General features: G+C 50.4%; 10 protein-coding genes and 1 pseudogene. 8 read left to right on the forward strand and 3 right to left on the reverse strand.

Features of this window, described 5'->3' with window-relative positions; all coding sequences use genetic code 11:
- The first annotated feature begins 197 nt into the window (after positions 1 to 197).
- The 8 genes and pseudogenes from msbA to O3681_RS03375 all read left to right on the forward strand — a co-directional run bounded on the left by msbA (position 198) and on the right by O3681_RS03375 (position 11,490).
- Entirely contained in the window at positions 198 to 1,964 is a 1,767-nt protein-coding gene (msbA, locus tag O3681_RS03340; protein ID WP_371459271.1) for a lipid A export permease/ATP-binding protein MsbA, read from the forward strand.
- Positions 1,965 to 2,049: 85 nt separating this feature from the next.
- Entirely contained in the window at positions 2,050 to 2,826 is a 777-nt protein-coding gene (locus O3681_RS03345; RefSeq protein WP_101755163.1) for a ferredoxin--NADP reductase, read from the forward strand.
- 72 nt (positions 2,827 to 2,898) lie between these two features.
- Positions 2,899 to 3,534 (forward strand): annotated as a pseudogene (locus O3681_RS03350) (uroporphyrinogen-III synthase); the annotation flags it as partial.
- Positions 3,535 to 3,750: 216 nt separating this feature from the next.
- A complete protein-coding gene (locus O3681_RS03355; protein WP_371459472.1) occupies positions 3,751 to 5,022 on the forward strand; it encodes a uroporphyrinogen-III C-methyltransferase in 1,272 nt (423 codons plus the stop codon).
- Entirely contained in the window at positions 5,019 to 6,242 is a 1,224-nt protein-coding gene (locus tag O3681_RS03360) for a heme biosynthesis protein HemY (protein WP_371459272.1), read from the forward strand. The genes O3681_RS03355 and O3681_RS03360 overlap by 4 nt, the downstream gene beginning before the upstream one ends.
- Before the next feature lie 135 nt (positions 6,243 to 6,377).
- Positions 6,378 to 7,439 carry a uroporphyrinogen decarboxylase gene (gene hemE, locus O3681_RS03365; RefSeq protein WP_371459273.1) on the forward strand — a complete coding sequence of 354 codons (1,062 nt, stop codon included), beginning with the start codon at positions 6,378 to 6,380 and terminating at the stop codon, positions 7,437 to 7,439.
- A gap of 143 nt (positions 7,440 to 7,582) precedes the next feature.
- Positions 7,583 to 9,076: a cardiolipin synthase gene (cls, locus tag O3681_RS03370; RefSeq protein WP_371459274.1), complete on the forward strand. Its 1,494-nt coding sequence runs from the start codon at positions 7,583 to 7,585 to the stop codon at positions 9,074 to 9,076.
- A 317-nt stretch (positions 9,077 to 9,393) separates the two neighbouring features.
- Positions 9,394 to 11,490 (forward strand): TonB-dependent receptor plug domain-containing protein, encoded by a 2,097-nt coding sequence (locus tag O3681_RS03375; RefSeq protein WP_371459275.1) that lies wholly within the window; start codon positions 9,394 to 9,396, stop codon positions 11,488 to 11,490.
- Positions 11,491 to 11,570: 80 nt separating this feature from the next.
- On the opposite strand, the gene O3681_RS03380 is transcribed toward O3681_RS03375, so the two are convergent.
- The 3 genes from O3681_RS03380 to O3681_RS03390 all read right to left on the reverse strand — a co-directional run bounded on the left by O3681_RS03380 (position 11,571) and on the right by O3681_RS03390 (position 16,351).
- The gene (locus tag O3681_RS03380; RefSeq protein WP_070764988.1) at positions 11,571 to 11,912 is read right to left on the reverse strand and encodes a hypothetical protein; all 342 of its coding nucleotides are present in this window, start codon (positions 11,910 to 11,912) and stop codon (positions 11,571 to 11,573) included.
- A 211-nt stretch (positions 11,913 to 12,123) separates the two neighbouring features.
- Entirely contained in the window at positions 12,124 to 15,528 is a 3,405-nt protein-coding gene (gene mfd / locus O3681_RS03385) for a transcription-repair coupling factor (protein ID WP_371459276.1), read from the reverse strand.
- 130 nt (positions 15,529 to 15,658) lie between these two features.
- Positions 15,659 to 16,351 (reverse strand): VIT family protein, encoded by a 693-nt coding sequence (locus tag O3681_RS03390; protein ID WP_371459277.1) that lies wholly within the window; start codon positions 16,349 to 16,351, stop codon positions 15,659 to 15,661.
- Positions 16,352 to 16,614: the final 263 nt, after the last annotated feature.

Here is a 16,614-nt window from a genome sequence, read left to right on the forward strand (position 1 = left end):
TGAAACTTTTTCAGACGGCCACAACCGATATTTGAGAAGTGGGTAACATTATTGCCAAACCCACCACACCGCAGTCGTTCCTAATATAAAATCAAGGCGTTAAAACAATACCAACTCCTTTTGACTTTCAATTGCAAACATTGTAATGACAGATATTTTCGTTTAGAATTGCATGTTTGCTCTAAATCTGGATTGATATGCAGACAACACAAGCCACATCCAACTGGGAGCTGTACAAGCGTTTGCTTGGATATTTAAAAAGCTATTGGAAGATGTTTATCGTCTCCGTAGTGGCCATGCTGATTGTCGCCGGTACGATGCCGGCTTTCGGTTACTTGCTCAAACCTTTGATTAATGAAGGTTTTGTCGATAAAAACATGAAAAGCATGTCATGGTTGCCGCTGGCAATTGTGGCGCTGTTTTTCGTTCGCGGCCTGTTTAACTTCATCAACGAATATTGCACGACGTATCTGTCCAGCCACTTGGTGCAGCGCTTGCGCGGTGAGATGTTCAACAAAATGATGCATCTGCCGACTTCGTATTTCAGCAGCAATACCGGCGGCCGTTTGATGTCTCGTATCTTGAACGACGTCAATCAAATTACCGATGCAGGGTTTAACGTCATTACCGTGATTGCTAAAGACGGCGTGAGCGTAGTCGGCCTATTGGGCTTGCTGACTTATCTGAACTGGCGTTTGACCCTGATTACTTTTATTATTTTGCCGGTCGTCGCTGTATGTATCCAAACAGTCAGCAAACGCCTGCGCAAACTGTCTGCCAACAACCAAATTTATCTTGGCCAGCTGATGCAGGTCTTGGGCGAAAGCATTAATGGTGAACGCGTTGTAAAAATCTACGGCGGTCAAGATTATGAAAACCGCCGCTTCGACCGTATTGCCAATGATGTTCGCCGCAATCTGCTCAAACAGGTTTCCGCCAGCTCTGCCGGTACCGGCATTACGCAATTAATGGCCTCGGTTGCTCTGGCTGCGATTATTTACGCAGCCGCACGCCAAGCAGGGCTTTCCGGCTTCAGTGCAGGCGATTTTATGTCGTTTTTGTCCAGCATGATCATGATGTTTGACCCCATCAAACGCATGACCGGCGTGATGCAGTCCCTGCAACGCGGTTTAGCGGCGGCAGAAAGTGTCTTCACCTTTTTGGATCAACCTGAAGAAAGTAACGAAGGCAAACAGATTCTCAGCCCAAACCCTGGCGATATCGAATTTTGCGATGTTGTACACCGCTATCCTGAAGCCGAACGCAACAGCTTGAACCACATCAACCTGCTTGTCCCACAAGGCAAAGTGACTGCATTAGTCGGCGCATCGGGTTGCGGTAAAACCACCCTGGCCAATATGTTGCCGCGCTTCCTTAATCCGGATGAAGGCAAGGTTTTGATTGGCGGCGTCAACATCAATGAATATACGCTCGAAAGCCTGCGCAGCCGCATGGCATTCGTCAGCCAAAACGTTGTCCTGTTTAATGGTACGATTGCTGAAAACATTGCCTATGCTCAAGCTGACAAATTCAGTGAAGAAGAAATTATCAATGCTGCAAAAGCCGCGAATGCTTGGGAATTTATCCAAAAAATGCCGCAAGGCTTGCACACTGAAGTTGGCGAAAACGGTTTAAAACTGTCCGGCGGCCAACGTCAACGCCTCGCCATTGCGCGTGCACTTTTGAAAAACGCACCGATTTTAATTTTGGACGAAGCCACCAGCGCATTGGATAATGAATCCGAACGTTTGGTACAAACCGCATTGGAAAACCTGATGCAAAACCGTACCACATTGGTGATTGCCCACCGACTTTCGACCATCGAAAAAGCCGACAACATCGTTGTCATGCATGAAGGCAATGTCGTAGAACAAGGCACTCATCATGAATTGATTAGCGCAGGCGGACGCTATTCCGACCTGCACAGCCTCAGCGAAAAATCAGCCAAACCGGCAAGCAAGTAGCTGAACACAATATTCCATTCTTTTTATTAACCTTGGCCGCCCCGACTTATCCTTTTCAGACGGCCTTATCCGACAGGAAATATCAATGGCAGCATTCAACACCCAGAAAGTCTTGTCCGTACACCACTGGACCGACGCTTACTTCACTTTCACCTGTACCCGTGACGAATCTTTGCGCTTTGAAAACGGCCAGTTCGTCATGGTCGGCCTGATGGTAGACGGCAAACCGCTGATGCGCGCATACAGCGTGGCTTCCGCCAACTGGGAAGAGCATCTGGAATTTTTCAGTATTAAAGTACAAGACGGCCCATTGACCAGCCGCCTGCAACACCTTAAAGTCGGTGATGATGTCCTCATCAGTAAAAAACCAACCGGTACATTGGTTGCCGGCGACCTGAATCCGGGCAAACACCTCTACCTCTTGAGCACCGGTACCGGCATCGCCCCTTTCTTGAGCATTACCAAAGACCCTGAAATTTACGAGCAATTCGAAAAAATCATCTTGGTTCACGGCGTACGCTACAAAAAAGATTTGGCATACTACGACCGCTTCACTAAAGAATTGCCCGAACACGAATACTTGGGCGACTTGGTTAAAGAAAAACTGATTTACTATCCAATCGTTTCACGCGAAGAATATGTACACCAAGGCCGTCTGACCGATTTGATGCGCAGCGGCAAACTCTTCGAAGACATCGGCCTGCCTAAAATCAATCCGCAAGACGACCGCGCCATGCTGTGCGGCAGCCCTGCCATGTTGAAAGACACCTGCAACGTCTTGGACGAATTCGGCCTGACCGTTTCTCCGAAAACCGGCGTTCGCGGCGACTACTTGATTGAGCGCGCATTCGTCGATCAATAACGTATCCCCGGCAACAGGCCGTCTGAAACCCTTCTTTCAGACGGCCTAAACCTTAATAATTTATCCCACATTATGCCTACTCTACTCATTATCCGTCCGTCCAACCGTCCGCAACAAGATATCCAAACCTGCTATGCAGCCGGTTGGCAGGCTCAGGTATTGAGTCCGATTGAAATAGAGGCGGATCGTTCGGCTTTAAAAAAACTTCCCGAACAATTCAAGCAAGCCGATGTCGTGTTTTGGGTCAGCCCCACCGCTATTGAAACCGCAGCGCCGCACTTGAACTTTTCAGACGGCCCCAGAGCACACATTACCGTCGGCCAAACCAGCCAACATACTTTGGCACAATTCTCCCCCTATCCCGTATTCTCTCCCGAAGATGGCAACGACAGCGAAGCCGTCTTGAGAATGCCTATTTGGAAAAACCTGCCACCCAATGCCCGAGTTTTAATCATTCGAGGTCATGGCGGCCGTGATTTTCTAGCAGACAAACTGACCGAACTGGGTTTCCAAATCGACATCGCCGAAATCTATTTCAGACGGCCACACGCCATCGATTGGCAGCACTTTAAAACCGAAGACATCGCCGCCGCCTACGTTACATCCGGCGAACTTGCACGCGAATTTTTCCATCAGATTCCGCCGCAATTTTCCCGATTCTTCGAATCCTTGCTATACTTTACCCATCATCCGCGCATTGCCGATGCGCTTCGCATCGTCGGTGCCAAACATGTAGAAACCGTCACTTCTCTATCCGCTGCACTTTCATCCATGCCACAAAGGAGCCAAGCAGTGAACCCAGTCGAAGACAATAAAGATACCCAACAAGTTGCCAATACGGCAGCTCCGGCGCCTGAACGTTCTGAAAACACCAGGCCGTCTGAACAAATCAAACCTACCCAACCTCAGCGAGTGGAGGCGAGCATGCCCGAGTCCAACAATCTCCCACAAAACAACGCCCCTGTTATCATCAAACAATCTGGCGGCAAAGCCTTGGCCGCAGGTGCAACCGTCTTGGCACTGCTAGGCCTAGGCGCGAGCGGATTCCTGTTTGTACAGGGTCAAAATGTTTTAAAAAACCAAGAGCTCGAATTCAACCAAAAAATCGACAAAGCGGCCTTGGGCGAATCTGAAAACGCCAGCCTTTTAAAAGACAACCTCAACCGCCAAACCGCTATTCAGGCCGAGTTAGACCGCCTGAACAACGGTCAAAAAAGCAATAGCGAGCAAATCCTGCAAATGCAGAAAGCTTATCAAGAGTTACTCAAAGGCCGCATCAACTGGCTGGTCGACGAAGCCGAATCGATGTTGAACACTGCTTCGCAACAATTGATGCTGTCAGGCAACCTTCAAGGCGCGGTCAGCGTATTGGAACACATTGACAGCCGCTTAAGCCGTTTTGAACAGCCTGAGCTTATCCCCATCAAGCAAGCCATCAGCAATGATTTGGCCGCGCTGAAAAACCGTCCTTATGTCGATATTTCCGCCACTGCCTTGCGTATCGACCGTCTGGAAACCGGTATTTCAGGCCTGCCTTTGGTTTTGGACGGCGTATTGAAACCAGGTGCCGCGCCTGTCGAAGCCGCCAATTCAGGAACTTGGTGGGAAAACACATGGGAAAAATCCCTCAATGCCCTCAAAGGCTTGGTTGAAGTCCGTCATCTGGACAGCAACGACGCCATGTTGATTTCACCCGATCAAACCTACTTCATCCGTGAAAACCTGCGCCTGCGCCTTTTGGATGCGCGCATTGCCCTGTTGCAACACAACGGCGAAGTGTATCAAAGCGATTTGAACAACGTTGAAGCAACTGTAAAACAATACTTTGACAGCAAATCCCCTGCTACGCAGTCATGGTTGAAAGAGTTGGCCGAACTCAAAGCCCTTGATGTCCGCATGATTTCAGACGACAGCCTGAAAGCCAGCTTGAGCGCCGTTCGCGCTTATCAAGAAGGTTCGCGTACACAAATGACGACCGAAGAAGCTACGCAAACCCAAGCTGCCGAGAAAACCGCTTCCGCTCCGGCTGCAACTACCGAGCAAGCCACAACTGCCGCACCGGCTGCCGCTTCTGCCCCTCAATCTTTAGAAGCACCTGCATTGCCGTCTGAAAACAAAAAAGAACCGGCCGCCGAAGCTGCCAAACCACAAAACCAAACCAAGCCTGCTGCCAAAATTAAAGGAGAGCAAGCATGAAAACCGTCGTTTGGATTGTCATTCTGTTTGCCGCCGCCGTCGGTTTAGCGTTGGCTTCCGGCATTTATACCGGTAACGTGTACGTCGTGGTTGAGCAAACCATGCTGCGTATCAATCTGCATGCCTTTGTTTTAGGCCTGCTGTTGAGCGTATTCGTCTTGTATTTCCTGATTAAATTCGTGTTCGGCCTCTTGAACATTCCGGCACGTATGCAACGCTTCGGCATTGCCCGCAAAGGCCGTCAAGCTTCTGCCTCTTTGAACAGCGCAGGTCTGGCATATTTTGAAGGTCGTTTTGAAAAAGCCGAACAAGAAGCCGCCAAAGTCTTGCAAAACAAAGAAGCAGGCGACAACCGCACCCTGGCTTTGATGTTGGGCGCGCACGCAGCCGACCAAATGGAAAACTTCGAATTGCGCGACCGCTACCTACACGAAATCGAACACCTGCCACAAAAACAACAGCTTTCCCGTCATCTTTTGCTGGCTGAATCCGCACTGGGCCGCCGCGATTATCCGACTGCCGCACAAAATCTTGAAGCTGCAGCCAAAATCAATAGCAACTTAAGCCGCTTGGTGCGCCTGCAATTGCGTTATGCCTTTGATCACGGCGATGCTTCAGATGTCTTGGCAAAAGCGGAAAAACTGGTCAAAGCCGGCGCTATCAACGATTACGAAGCAGAACAGTATCAGAACTGGGCATATCGCCGCCTCTTGAGCGAAGTAACCGATGCAGGCCGTCTGAAAGCCTGTTTAAAACAGATTCCCGAAAACGTGAAATCTGGCGAATTGTGCGTCGCGATTGCCGAGAAATACGAGCGTTTGGGCTTGTATGCCGAAGCGGTCAAATGGGTAAAAACCCATTATCCGCAAAACCGCCAGCCCGAGCTTTTGGAAGCATTTGTCGAATCCGTTCGTTTCCTAAGCGAGCGCGACCAGCAAAAAGCCATCGATTTGGCAGATTCTTGGTTGCAGGAACAACCGGACAATGCGCTACTGTTGATGTATCTTGGCCAACTGGCTTACAGCCGCAAACTTTGGGGCAAAGCCCAAGGCTACCTCGAAGCCAGCATCGCCCTGCAACCCAGCATATCTGCGCATTTGGTCTTGGCCCGCGTGTTTGATGAAACTGACCAGCCACAAAAAGCGCAAGAACAACGCAATCTGGTTTTGGAAAGCGTAGCCGAAGAAGAACATCCGGCAGCACTCCCTCAACCCAATTGATGTGCTGATTTCGCATTAAGCGATAGTATGAAATCTACAACAGAACCAACCATTTAATCATTTCAGACGGCCTCAATACATATCTAAGGCCGTCTGAACTTTGTCCAACACACCAAATCAGAAAGCCTATTTATCATGACTGCTCTGAAAAACGACACTTTCCTCCGCGCCCTGCTCAAACAGCCTGTCGAATACACGCCCATCTGGATGATGCGCCAAGCCGGACGCTATCTGCCTGAATACAAAGCCACACGCGCACGCGCAGGCAGCTTTCTCGATTTGTGCAAAAACACCGAACTGGCTACCGAAGTTACCATCCAGCCTTTAGAACGTTTTGATCTGGACGCGGCAATTCTGTTTTCCGATATTCTGACCGTTCCAGATGCCATGGGTTTGGGCCTGTACTTTGCCGAAGGCGAAGGCCCGAAATTTGAACGCGCTTTGCAACACGAAGCCGACATTGCCAAATTGCAAGTTCCCGACATGGAAAAACTGCAATACGTCTTTGATGCCGTAACTTCCATCCGTAAAGCACTGGACCGCCGCGTGCCACTCATCGGCTTCTCCGGCAGCCCGTTCACACTCGCCTGCTACATGGTCGAAGGCGGCAGCAGCAAAGAATTCCGCACCATCAAAACTATGATGTATTCGCGCCCTGATTTGCTGCATAAAATCCTCGACACCAATGCTCAAGCTGTTACCGCTTATCTCAACGCCCAAATCGATGCCGGCGCACAAGCCGTACAAATTTTCGACACTTGGGGCGGCGTGTTGAGCGATGCAGCGTTTAAAGAATTCAGCCTGAAGTACATCCGACAAATTGTTGCCGGACTCAAACGTGAAAGCGAAGGCCGCCGCGTGCCTGTTATCGTATTTGCGAAAGGCGGCGGCTTATGGCTGGAAAGCATGGCAGAAATCGGCGCAGATGCATTAGGCTTGGACTGGACCTGCAACATCAGCGAAGCACGCCGTCGCGTCGGCGAACAAGTTGCCCTGCAAGGCAACTTCGACCCATTTGCCCTCTTCGGCACACCGGAATCTATCCGCACCGAAGTCGCGCGCATCCTTGCTGACTACGGACACGGCAGCGGCCATGTATTCAACCTCGGCCACGGCATCAACCAACACGCCGACCCCGAACACGCCAAAATCTTGGTCGATACCGTACACGAATTGTCTCGTCAGTATCACCGTTAAAGAAAAAACGTAAAGGCCGTCTGAAAACAAAAAACACAATTATCGTGTAAATTTGTTTTCAGACGGTTTTTCTATATACTTAATATTTGAAGCTTGTCAGCCCCAACCTTCAAATTTAAAAATTCAACCAATCCCTACCGAATATGAATTTCTTAAAAGACATCACCTGGACCGAGATTTTTATCTTCGCCCACACCTGCGCCGCACTCGCCTGCATGCTGCGCGTGTTGTACAAACAAAAAAACATCGGCTCAACCTTCGCCTGGTTGATTATCCTCTTCCTTTTCCCCGTATTCGGAACCATCGTCTACATCCTTATCGGCGAGCCTCGTCTCGGCACGGCCCGCGCCAAACGTACCGGCGAAATGAACCGCTTCTACCGCAACTTTGCCGCCACCCATCTAGCCGATATCTATCTCGACATTGCCGACCAAGTCAAATCACGTTACCACGGCATCAGTAAAGTTGCCGAAAAAGGAACGGGGCTGGGTGCCACCAAAGGCAACGCCATGAGCCTGCTCTCGACCACCGATACCATCATCGACAGTATGCTTGCCGACATACGCGCCGCAGCCCATTCCTGCCTGTTGGCCTTTTACATTATCGAACCCAAAGGCCGCATTGAAGAAATTCTAAATGAAATTCTTGCCGCCAAAGCCAGAGGCGTAGACTGCTCCATACTGGCTGATGCCGTCGGCAGCAGGAGCTTTCTTGAAAGCGATTGGGTAGAGAAACTGCGCCAAGCAGGCGTTGAAGTACATACCTCCTTACCTGTCGGCATCTGGCGTACATTATTCACGCGCACCGACCTGCGCAACCACCGCAAAATCCTCGTTATCGACAGCAAAATCGGTTACACCGGCAGCTTCAACCTTGTCGACCCGCGCTATTTCAAACAAAACTCTGGCGTCGGAGAATGGGTCGATGCCATGATGCGCTGTACAGGGCCTATGGTTTTGGAACTGTCTGCCGTCTTCTTCGCCGACCTCGCCGTCGAAACCGATGAAAACCTCCAAAACGTACAAACATACCTCAATCAAGCCCAAAGCCTGCTGCCCCAAATCCTTCCTGAAAAAATGCAGCAAGGCGATATTGTTGCCCAAATCATTCCATCCGCCCCCGAGCAAAGCAGCTTCGTCATCTACGAAACCATCATCAGCACCATCTATGCCGCTACCAAACAAATCACAATTACCACCCCCTACTTCGTCCCCGACGAGCCGCTTCTCATGGCGTTAACCGTTGCCGCCAAACGCGGCGTCAAAGTGACCTTGATACTGCCTGCTAAAGTCGATTCACTGATGGTACGCTACGCCTCACGCGCCTACTACCCTATGCTGCTGGAAGCCGGCGTCAAAATCGCCATGTTTGAAGATGGACTTTTACATGCCAAAACCTTGACCATAGACGAAGACTACTCCCTCTTCGGTACGGTCAATATGGACATGCGCAGCTTCTTCCTCAACCTCGAAATCAGCCTCGCCATCTACGATCGCGATACCACCAAACAAATCTGCCACCTGCAACGCAGCTACCTTAAAAACAGCAGCTACATTGCCATCAAATCATGGCAACAACGCTCTAAACTCCGCGGCCTCGTGGAAAATGCCGTCCGCCTGATGAGCCCTTTACTGTAAAACATAAATATTTAGGCCGTCTGAAAAATACTTTTCAGACGGCCTTTTTAAATAAAACACTGATAGACAAAATTCTTTATTGACAGATATTCAAGCTATCTCATTTCTCCCTCTCAGAAAAAGTAAGACTTAACCCCTTTCTTAACCAAAGAATCTTTACTAAATTTAACTAAAATATAAACTAATTGATTTTTATAAAATCCTATTAATTTTAGACTGGAATAAAACAGAATATATTTATTAATATTCATTAAGAATTTGATAATCATTATTATAATAATTAGAATAAGCAGTCAATTTTTTACTTAGGAAAAATCATGAATAAGGTCTCCTCTCCTGTATTCCGCCTTAGTATCATTACACTCGCATTATCAACAAGCTTCGCTCATGCCGAAAATTTGCAACCCGCAGAAACTGCCGAGCTGAATGAAATTAAGGTTACCGGTACTGCCGTACCGACTCGTGTAACCCGCAACCAGCTCGACCGCGAAATTTCGACCGATTTAAAACAAGTCATGAAAGACCAAATCGGTATGGATGTCGGCGGCGGCAACGGCGTGGCGCAGTTTTACAGCATCCGCGGCGTTGGTGAAGATAAAATTAACCTAGAAGTCGACAACACCAGCCAATCCACTAAAATCTTCCACCACCAAAGCCGCTTCCAGCTTGACCCCGCTTTGGTAAAAAGCATCAACGTCGAAAAAGGCACAGGCGCGGCAAGCGCGGGTTTGGGTGCGGTCGGCGGTATCATCCGCGTAACAACGGTTGACGCAAAAGACCTGCTAACCGACGGCAAACCTTTCGGTTTCAAACTGGGCGCAGGCTTGAGCAGCAATAAAGGCTCAACCGGCAGCGCAGCGGTTTACGGCTATCAAAACGGCTTCGATGCCCTGTTTGCAGGCAACTTCCTCAACAACCGCGACTACAAAGATGGCAACGGCAATGTCAACCTCGGCAGTCGTCTGAAACAACACAGCTACCTCACCAAACTCGGCTACGATTTCAACGACGACCACGGCATCCGCCTGACCTACCGTCAGGAATACCAAAAAGGCAACCGCACCGACAAAGCCGAGTTCCAAAACGTTGACAGCTACATCGGCGTGGACGGCACTTATCAAAAAGAGCAGACCTACAATCTGGAATACCGTGGCCGTAACGTCGGCTTTATCGACAAAATCGACGCCAACGTCTTCCAAATCAATACCGATGACACCAAACCGCCTAAAGGCGCTCCTTCTCCAAAAGCCCAAGCTTCCGGCACGGCGCAAGGCGGCGTTCCTATCGGTCAGCTTGAGCTAAGCAAAATCAAAGCGACCGGCGCGAATCTGAACCTCGCCAGCTCCTTCGGCGACGGACACATGGTGAAATACGGCGTCAACTACCGCCACGAAACCTCCGAGCCTTCCGACAAAGGCGCATGGCTGAAGATTCTCGGCCTGTATGACCGCGACAAAGAGAAAAAAGCCGAATACGGCGTGTACGCGGAAGGTATTTGGAACCTGCACCCCGTTACCCTGACCACCGGCCTGCGTTACGACCATTTCAAATACAATGCCGCCAGCAAACAAAGCGCGTCGCACGGACAACTCAACCCCAGCATCAGCGCGATTTGGGACATCAACGACAACTTCTCCCTCTTGGCGAACCTCAATCAGGCAAACCGCGCGCCGCGTCTGAACGAAGCCTTGTTGGCTAACGAACGCGCAGGCGCCGCCGCCGATTTGGACAGCAACCTCAAAGCTGAAACTGCCCGCCGTGCCGAACTCGGCTTCAAATGGCGCAACGACAACTTCAACGTCAGCGGCAGCGTGTTCCACCAACGCATCAAAGACCTCATCGTCTATCGTTGGGCAAAAATCAACAACAACACCGCCTCCATCACCGAACGCGGCAAGATTTACAACGGCGGCACGCTCAAAACCTACGGCTACGAACTTGACGCATCCTACCGCTGGGGCGGCCTGACCGCGCGCGCCGGCGTATCCTACGTCAAACCCCGTCTGAACGGCGAAATGTACTACGGCGAAAGCCCGATTCAAGCGGAAGACCACGAAAGCTCGTTCACCTTCTGGAACACCGGCCGCCAATGGCTGACCGGCCTGTCTTATCAGTTTGAAAACCCCAAACTCGAAATCGGCTGGCGCGGCCGCTACGCCCAAAGCGTGAAATACACCGACGTCGCCCGCGGACAAGGCACGATACACGGCAAGAAATCAGGCTACGGCGTACACGACATCTACGCCAACTGGCAGCCGCTGAAAAAAGACAACCTGAACGTCAACTTCGCCGTCAACAACATCGGCAACAAGCAATACCGTTCACACAGCCAACGCTTCCCCGACGGCAACGGACGCGTGCCCTTCTACGAACGTGGCCGCGAGTTTGCCTTGGGCGTGAACTATCGTTTCTGATAATACGAACGACGTTATGACGTTATAAGAAAATAAAAGGCCGTCTGAAATCCAGTTTTCAGACGGCCTTTTCATTGATTTTAATCTTGCCATATAACCTTGTGTTCAGAACCATATGTAATCTTTTTAATACTGCTTTCAAGAGGAATTTCTTTATCTAATACTCCTGAATATTCCGAACCTGCTAATTTTTGAAATAAAGTAATATTCAGCTCATCGTTGCGGCTAGTTGTTTTAATATCTGAAATACCCATTGCACTATTGCCTAATAAGCCTGTCAAATGAACCTGCCTATTCCCCTTAGCTTCATTGACAGTAATTTTAAAATTCCAAATATCTTCCAACTTAATTTCTTCATTAGAGAAAAAGCAGCCGGATAATATCAAGCCTGCAATACCCAGCATCATTGCCCTTATTTTCATAATAATTCCCTGATCGATTTAACAACTTTAGGTTCGATTCCCGAAGCTGATAGTACTATAAATTCTTAAATGCGTAGATTGGATTGATAAACCTAACGATTTCAATAAATTTAATAGTTCTGTTGGTCCTCAATTCAACCTACACTTATTAAGTAGGAATAGTATAAAAAGGCCGTCTGAAAATTTTCAGACGGCCTTTTTTCCTCCTTCCTTACTTAACCATCACCCTTTCTTTCAAAGTCTTCAATACGTTCTTCACTGTATTAATCCGCACTTCGATATTTTCCATCTCTGCGGTAAATCGCAGCTTATCCGCGCCGGCAAGGCGGTATCTTTTGTCGTTTTGAATCAGCAGGATGATTTCGGTTGGATCGACATTGTTGTTTTTTCCAAAGGTTACCGTTACCGCTTCGCTGGTCGCATCAATGGCATCGATACCCAATTCTTTTGCCATAAGCCGTAAGTGGTGGCTTTCGATGAGGGTTTTGACGGGTTGTTCGGGCAGACCGAAGCGGTCGACCAGTTCTTCATGTATGGCGTTGATTTGCTGCACGGTTTCGCAGACGGCGAGGCGTTTGTAGAGGACGAGGCGCTCGTGAATGTCGGAGCAGTAGTCTTCAGGCAATAATGCCGGGCTGTGCAGTTTGATTTCGGTGGTGATGCCCAGCGGTGCGTCGAGGTCGGGCTGGCGGCCTTTTTTGAGGTCGCGCACGGCTTGTTTGAGCATTTCGGTGTAGAGCGTGAAGCCGACCTGTATCATTTCACCGGATTGTCCTTCGCCAAGGATTTCGCCTGCGCCGCGGATTTCCAAATCCTGCATGGCTAGGGTGAAACCCGCGCCGAGTTCGTCTGCCGCCGCGATGGCATCGAGGCGTTTTTCTGCGTCTTTGGTGATGTATTCGGGCGTGAGCAGGTAGGCGTAGGCTTGGTGGTGGCTGCGGCCGACGCGTCCGCGCAGCTGGTGCAGTTGTGCCAGCCCGAATTTGTCGGCGCGGTTGATGATGATGGTGTTGGCGTTGGGGATGTCAATGCCGGTTTCGATGATGGTAGAACAGAGCAACACGTTGAATCGTTGCTGTAAAAAGTCGCGCATCACTTGTTCCAACTCGCGCTCGCGCAGTTGTCCATGTGCCACGCCGATGCGGGCTTCAGGCAGCAGGGTTTCGAGCCGCTCGCGCATATTTTCAATCGTATCCACTTCATTGTGCAGGAAAAACACTTGTCCGCCGCGTTTGAGTTCGCGCAATACGGCTTCGCGCACGCTGCCTTCGCTGAAGGGTTTGACAAAGGTTTTGACGGCGAGGCGGCGGCTGGGCGCGGTAGTAATCAGCGAGAAGTCGCGCAGACCTTCGAGCGCCATGCTGAGGGTACGCGGAATCGGCGTGGCGGTCATGGTGAGGATATCGACATTGGCGCGCAGGCGTTTGAGTTGCTCTTTTTGGCGCACGCCGAAGCGGTGTTCTTCATCGATAATCACTAAACCTAAATTTTTGAATTTGATTTCGTCCTGCACCAGTTTGTGCGTGCCGATAACGATATCGACCGTGCCGTCCGCCATGCCTTCCAGCGCGGCTTTGGTGGCTTTACTGTTGTTGAAACGCGAAAGGCTGGCGACTTTCACAGGGAAATCGGCGAAGCGGTCGGCGAAGTTTTGCGCGTGCTGCTCCACCAGAAGCGTGGTCGGGGCGAGTACGGCAACTTGTTTGCCACCCATCACCGCCACAAACGCGGCGCGCAGGGCGACTTCGGTTTTGCCGAAGCCGACATCGCCGCACACGAGGCGGTCCATAGGTTTCGCCTGTGTCAAATCTTTAATCACTGCGGCAATGGCGGCGGCCTGGTCTTCGGTTTCTTCATAGCCAAAACCGTCGGCAAACGCCTGATAGTCCATCTCGTTGATTTCAAACTTGTGTCCCGATTGGGCGACGCGTTGGGCGTAGAGGTTGAGCAACTCGGCGGCGGTATCGCGCGCTTTTTCGGCGGCTTTGCGCTTCGCCTTGTTCCACGCGCCACTGCCGAGCTTGTGCAAAGTAACGTTTTCATGCGCCTGACCAGAGTAGCGGCTGATTAAATGCAACTGCGAAACAGGCACATAAAGCTGCGCTTCACCCGCATATTCGAGCAACATCATTTCGTTGGTTTCGTCGCCCAAGTCCATTGTGACCAAGCCCATATATCGGCCGATGCCGTGTTCTTCGTGTACAACAGGATCGCCGATATTGATTTCGGCAAGGTCGCGCAACAAGCCGTCTGAAACGGCGGCGTGTTTCTTACGATGGTGTTTGCGCGAGCGGGCAACATATTGATAAAGATCGGATTCGGTAATAACCGCAATGTTTTGATCTTCTAATTTAAACCCGTAAGCTAACGGCGCCACTGTAATCATCAGCGACTCATGCGCCGACAAGAAGCCTTGCCAATCAGACACACTTTTGGCTTTCAAACCGTTTTGCTGCAAGAAACCGAGCATGGTTTCGCGTCGTCCCAAACTTTCGGCGCACAGCAAAATCCGTCCGTCAAAGGCCGTCTGAAAATCCTTCAATGCCTGCAACGGCTCGTCGGATTGGCGGTTGACGGCCAAGTTTGGCAACGTATGCTTATCACCAAAAATATCCGGCAATACCTGACCATAATTTTTCAGACGACCTGCAAAGACATCGGCAGAGAGATACAAATGCTGTGGAAGCAAAGGCGGATAGGTTTCATCGCCCTGCGCCATGGCGTAACGCGATTTGACGTCGCTCCAAAAACGGTTTGCCTCGGCATGAACGTCGCCCAAAGAGACAAACAACGCATCTTCGCCGATATAGTCAAACAGCGTTTCCAGCTCGTTTTCAAAAAACAGCGGCAGATAATATTCCACGCCCGCGCCGAAATGGCCGTTGCTGACGGCTTTGTACACAGCCGCATCGTTCGGATTGCCATCGACTTCTTCGCGGAAGCGGCTGCGGAAAATCTTTTGCGCCTCGCTGTCGGTGGGGAACTCGTGCGCCGGCAGCAGGCGGATTTCGGAAACGGGAGAAATGGTGCGTTGCGTTTCGGTATCGAAAGTTTTGATGCTGTCGATTTCATCGTCAAACAAATCGATGCGGTATGGCATTTCGCTGCCCATCGGGAACAAATCGACAATACCGCCGCGCACAGCGAACTCGCCCGCCGCGACAACATGGGAAACATGGTTATAACCTGCATCCACCAAATCGCTTTTCAGACGGCCTATATCCAAAGTCTGCCCTGTTTTCAGCCAAAACGTGCGCCCTGCCAAAAACGGCACGGGCGGCAGCTTCTGCATCGCCGTGGCAACTGGCACGAACAACACATCCGCAGTGCCGCTTTTAATCTGCCACAATGCTGACAAGCGCTCCGACACCAAATCCTGATGCGGTGAAAAACGCTCGTAAGGCAGCGTTTCCCAGTCCGGCAGGAACACCGCCGTATCGTGCGGACGGAAAAACAGCCAGGCCGTCTGAAGGCGTAGCGCCTGTTCCGCATCTTGGGTCAAGACAACCTTAAGCTGCTTATGCGGCAGATAACGCGCCAAAGCCAAGGGCAGCGAGCCTTGAGACAGATTGAGCCAACGGGATTTTTCACGGGGTTTGGGAATCGGATAGGTCATGACAAAACAGTTTGTAATAAGTAAATACAAGCACCATAGGCCGTCTGAAAAATTTTCAGACGGCCTTTAGCGATCAAATAGATTTTCAATTTTACTGGATACAGGTTTAAAAGAATATAAGGCCTTACAATCAGACGGCCACACCCGCCAGTTTTCCAATAAATCCGGTTATCACCAATGCCGCAACGCCCCATAAACACACGCGCAAAACGGCGGGAATGACAGGCGCGCCACCGAGTTTGGCGGAGGCATAGCCCAGTCCTGCCAGTCCGCACAAAGTGGAAACTGCCAAGGTCGGAACAATGGCGGTAGAAGCTGTCAATGCGACCAGTAAAGGCAAAATCGCTCCGGCACAAAATGAAGCAGCAGAAGCCAGCGCGGCCTGCATGGGTTGGGCGGCAGAGGTTTCGGTAATGCCGATTTCGTCACGTGCATGAGCGGCGAGTGCATCGTGTTCCATCAAGGCTTTGGCCACCTCTGTGGCGAGCGGGTCGGACAAACCGCGGCGGCGGTAAATTTCCGTCAGCTCTTCCAACTCCGCATCAGGATTATTTGCCAATTCGTAGCATTCTTTGTGCAAATCGGCTTTTTCCGTATCCGATTGGCTGGACACGGAAACGTACTCCCCCGCCGCCATTGATACCGCGCCCCCGATAAGCGCCGAAACGCCCGTCAACAGCAGGGTTTGGAAATCAGGCGCGGCTGCGGCTACGCCCGTCAACAGCGAGGCAGTAGAAATCAGGCCGTCATTGGCACCCAATACGCTTGCCCGAAGCCAGTTATTGCGGTCGCTGAAATGGCGTTCGCTGTGGTGTGAATACATATATGCTCCGATAAATTGGCGGTTTCCAGATGATAACATTGTATTGTTTTTTGAAATCCATGTCAGTTTATCCCTTCAGATCAAGCATTCTTAAATCTTTCTGCTGCCATTCAAACCATAAAAACCAACACTCTTCTTTGGATTTTTTTCAGACGGCCTGAACGCTTTTACAAGCAAATTTATTGTTCCAAGTCATGGCATTATCACAAGGCAGTTTTGTGCTGCTTGGTTTATCCGCTTAAAGATGCTATCTTTATGAATCT

It is taken from the genome of Neisseria sp. 27098_8_158, from assembly GCF_041433145.1.
GTDB classification, from domain to species: domain Bacteria; phylum Pseudomonadota; class Gammaproteobacteria; order Burkholderiales; family Neisseriaceae; genus Neisseria; species Neisseria subflava_E.

What these genes read in the sequence shown, in the direction of transcription:
- msbA (WP_371459271.1), top strand. Translation starts at nt 198, where the DNA reads ATGCAGACAACACAAGCCACATCCAACTGGGAGCTGTACAAGCGTTTG.
- O3681_RS03345 (WP_101755163.1), top strand. Translation starts at nt 2,050, where the DNA reads ATGGCAGCATTCAACACCCAGAAAGTCTTGTCCGTACACCACTGGACC.
- O3681_RS03355 (WP_371459472.1), top strand. Translation starts at nt 3,751, where the DNA reads ATGCCCGAGTCCAACAATCTCCCACAAAACAACGCCCCTGTTATCATC.
- O3681_RS03360 (WP_371459272.1), top strand. Translation starts at nt 5,019, where the DNA reads ATGAAAACCGTCGTTTGGATTGTCATTCTGTTTGCCGCCGCCGTCGGT.
- hemE (WP_371459273.1), top strand. Translation starts at nt 6,378, where the DNA reads ATGACTGCTCTGAAAAACGACACTTTCCTCCGCGCCCTGCTCAAACAG.
- cls (WP_371459274.1), top strand. Translation starts at nt 7,583, where the DNA reads ATGAATTTCTTAAAAGACATCACCTGGACCGAGATTTTTATCTTCGCC.
- O3681_RS03375 (WP_371459275.1), top strand. Translation starts at nt 9,394, where the DNA reads ATGAATAAGGTCTCCTCTCCTGTATTCCGCCTTAGTATCATTACACTC.
- O3681_RS03380 (WP_070764988.1), bottom strand. Translation starts at nt 11,912, where the DNA reads ATGAAAATAAGGGCAATGATGCTGGGTATTGCAGGCTTGATATTATCC.
- mfd (WP_371459276.1), bottom strand. Translation starts at nt 15,528, where the DNA reads ATGACCTATCCGATTCCCAAACCCCGTGAAAAATCCCGTTGGCTCAAT.
- O3681_RS03390 (WP_371459277.1), bottom strand. Translation starts at nt 16,351, where the DNA reads ATGTATTCACACCACAGCGAACGCCATTTCAGCGACCGCAATAACTGG.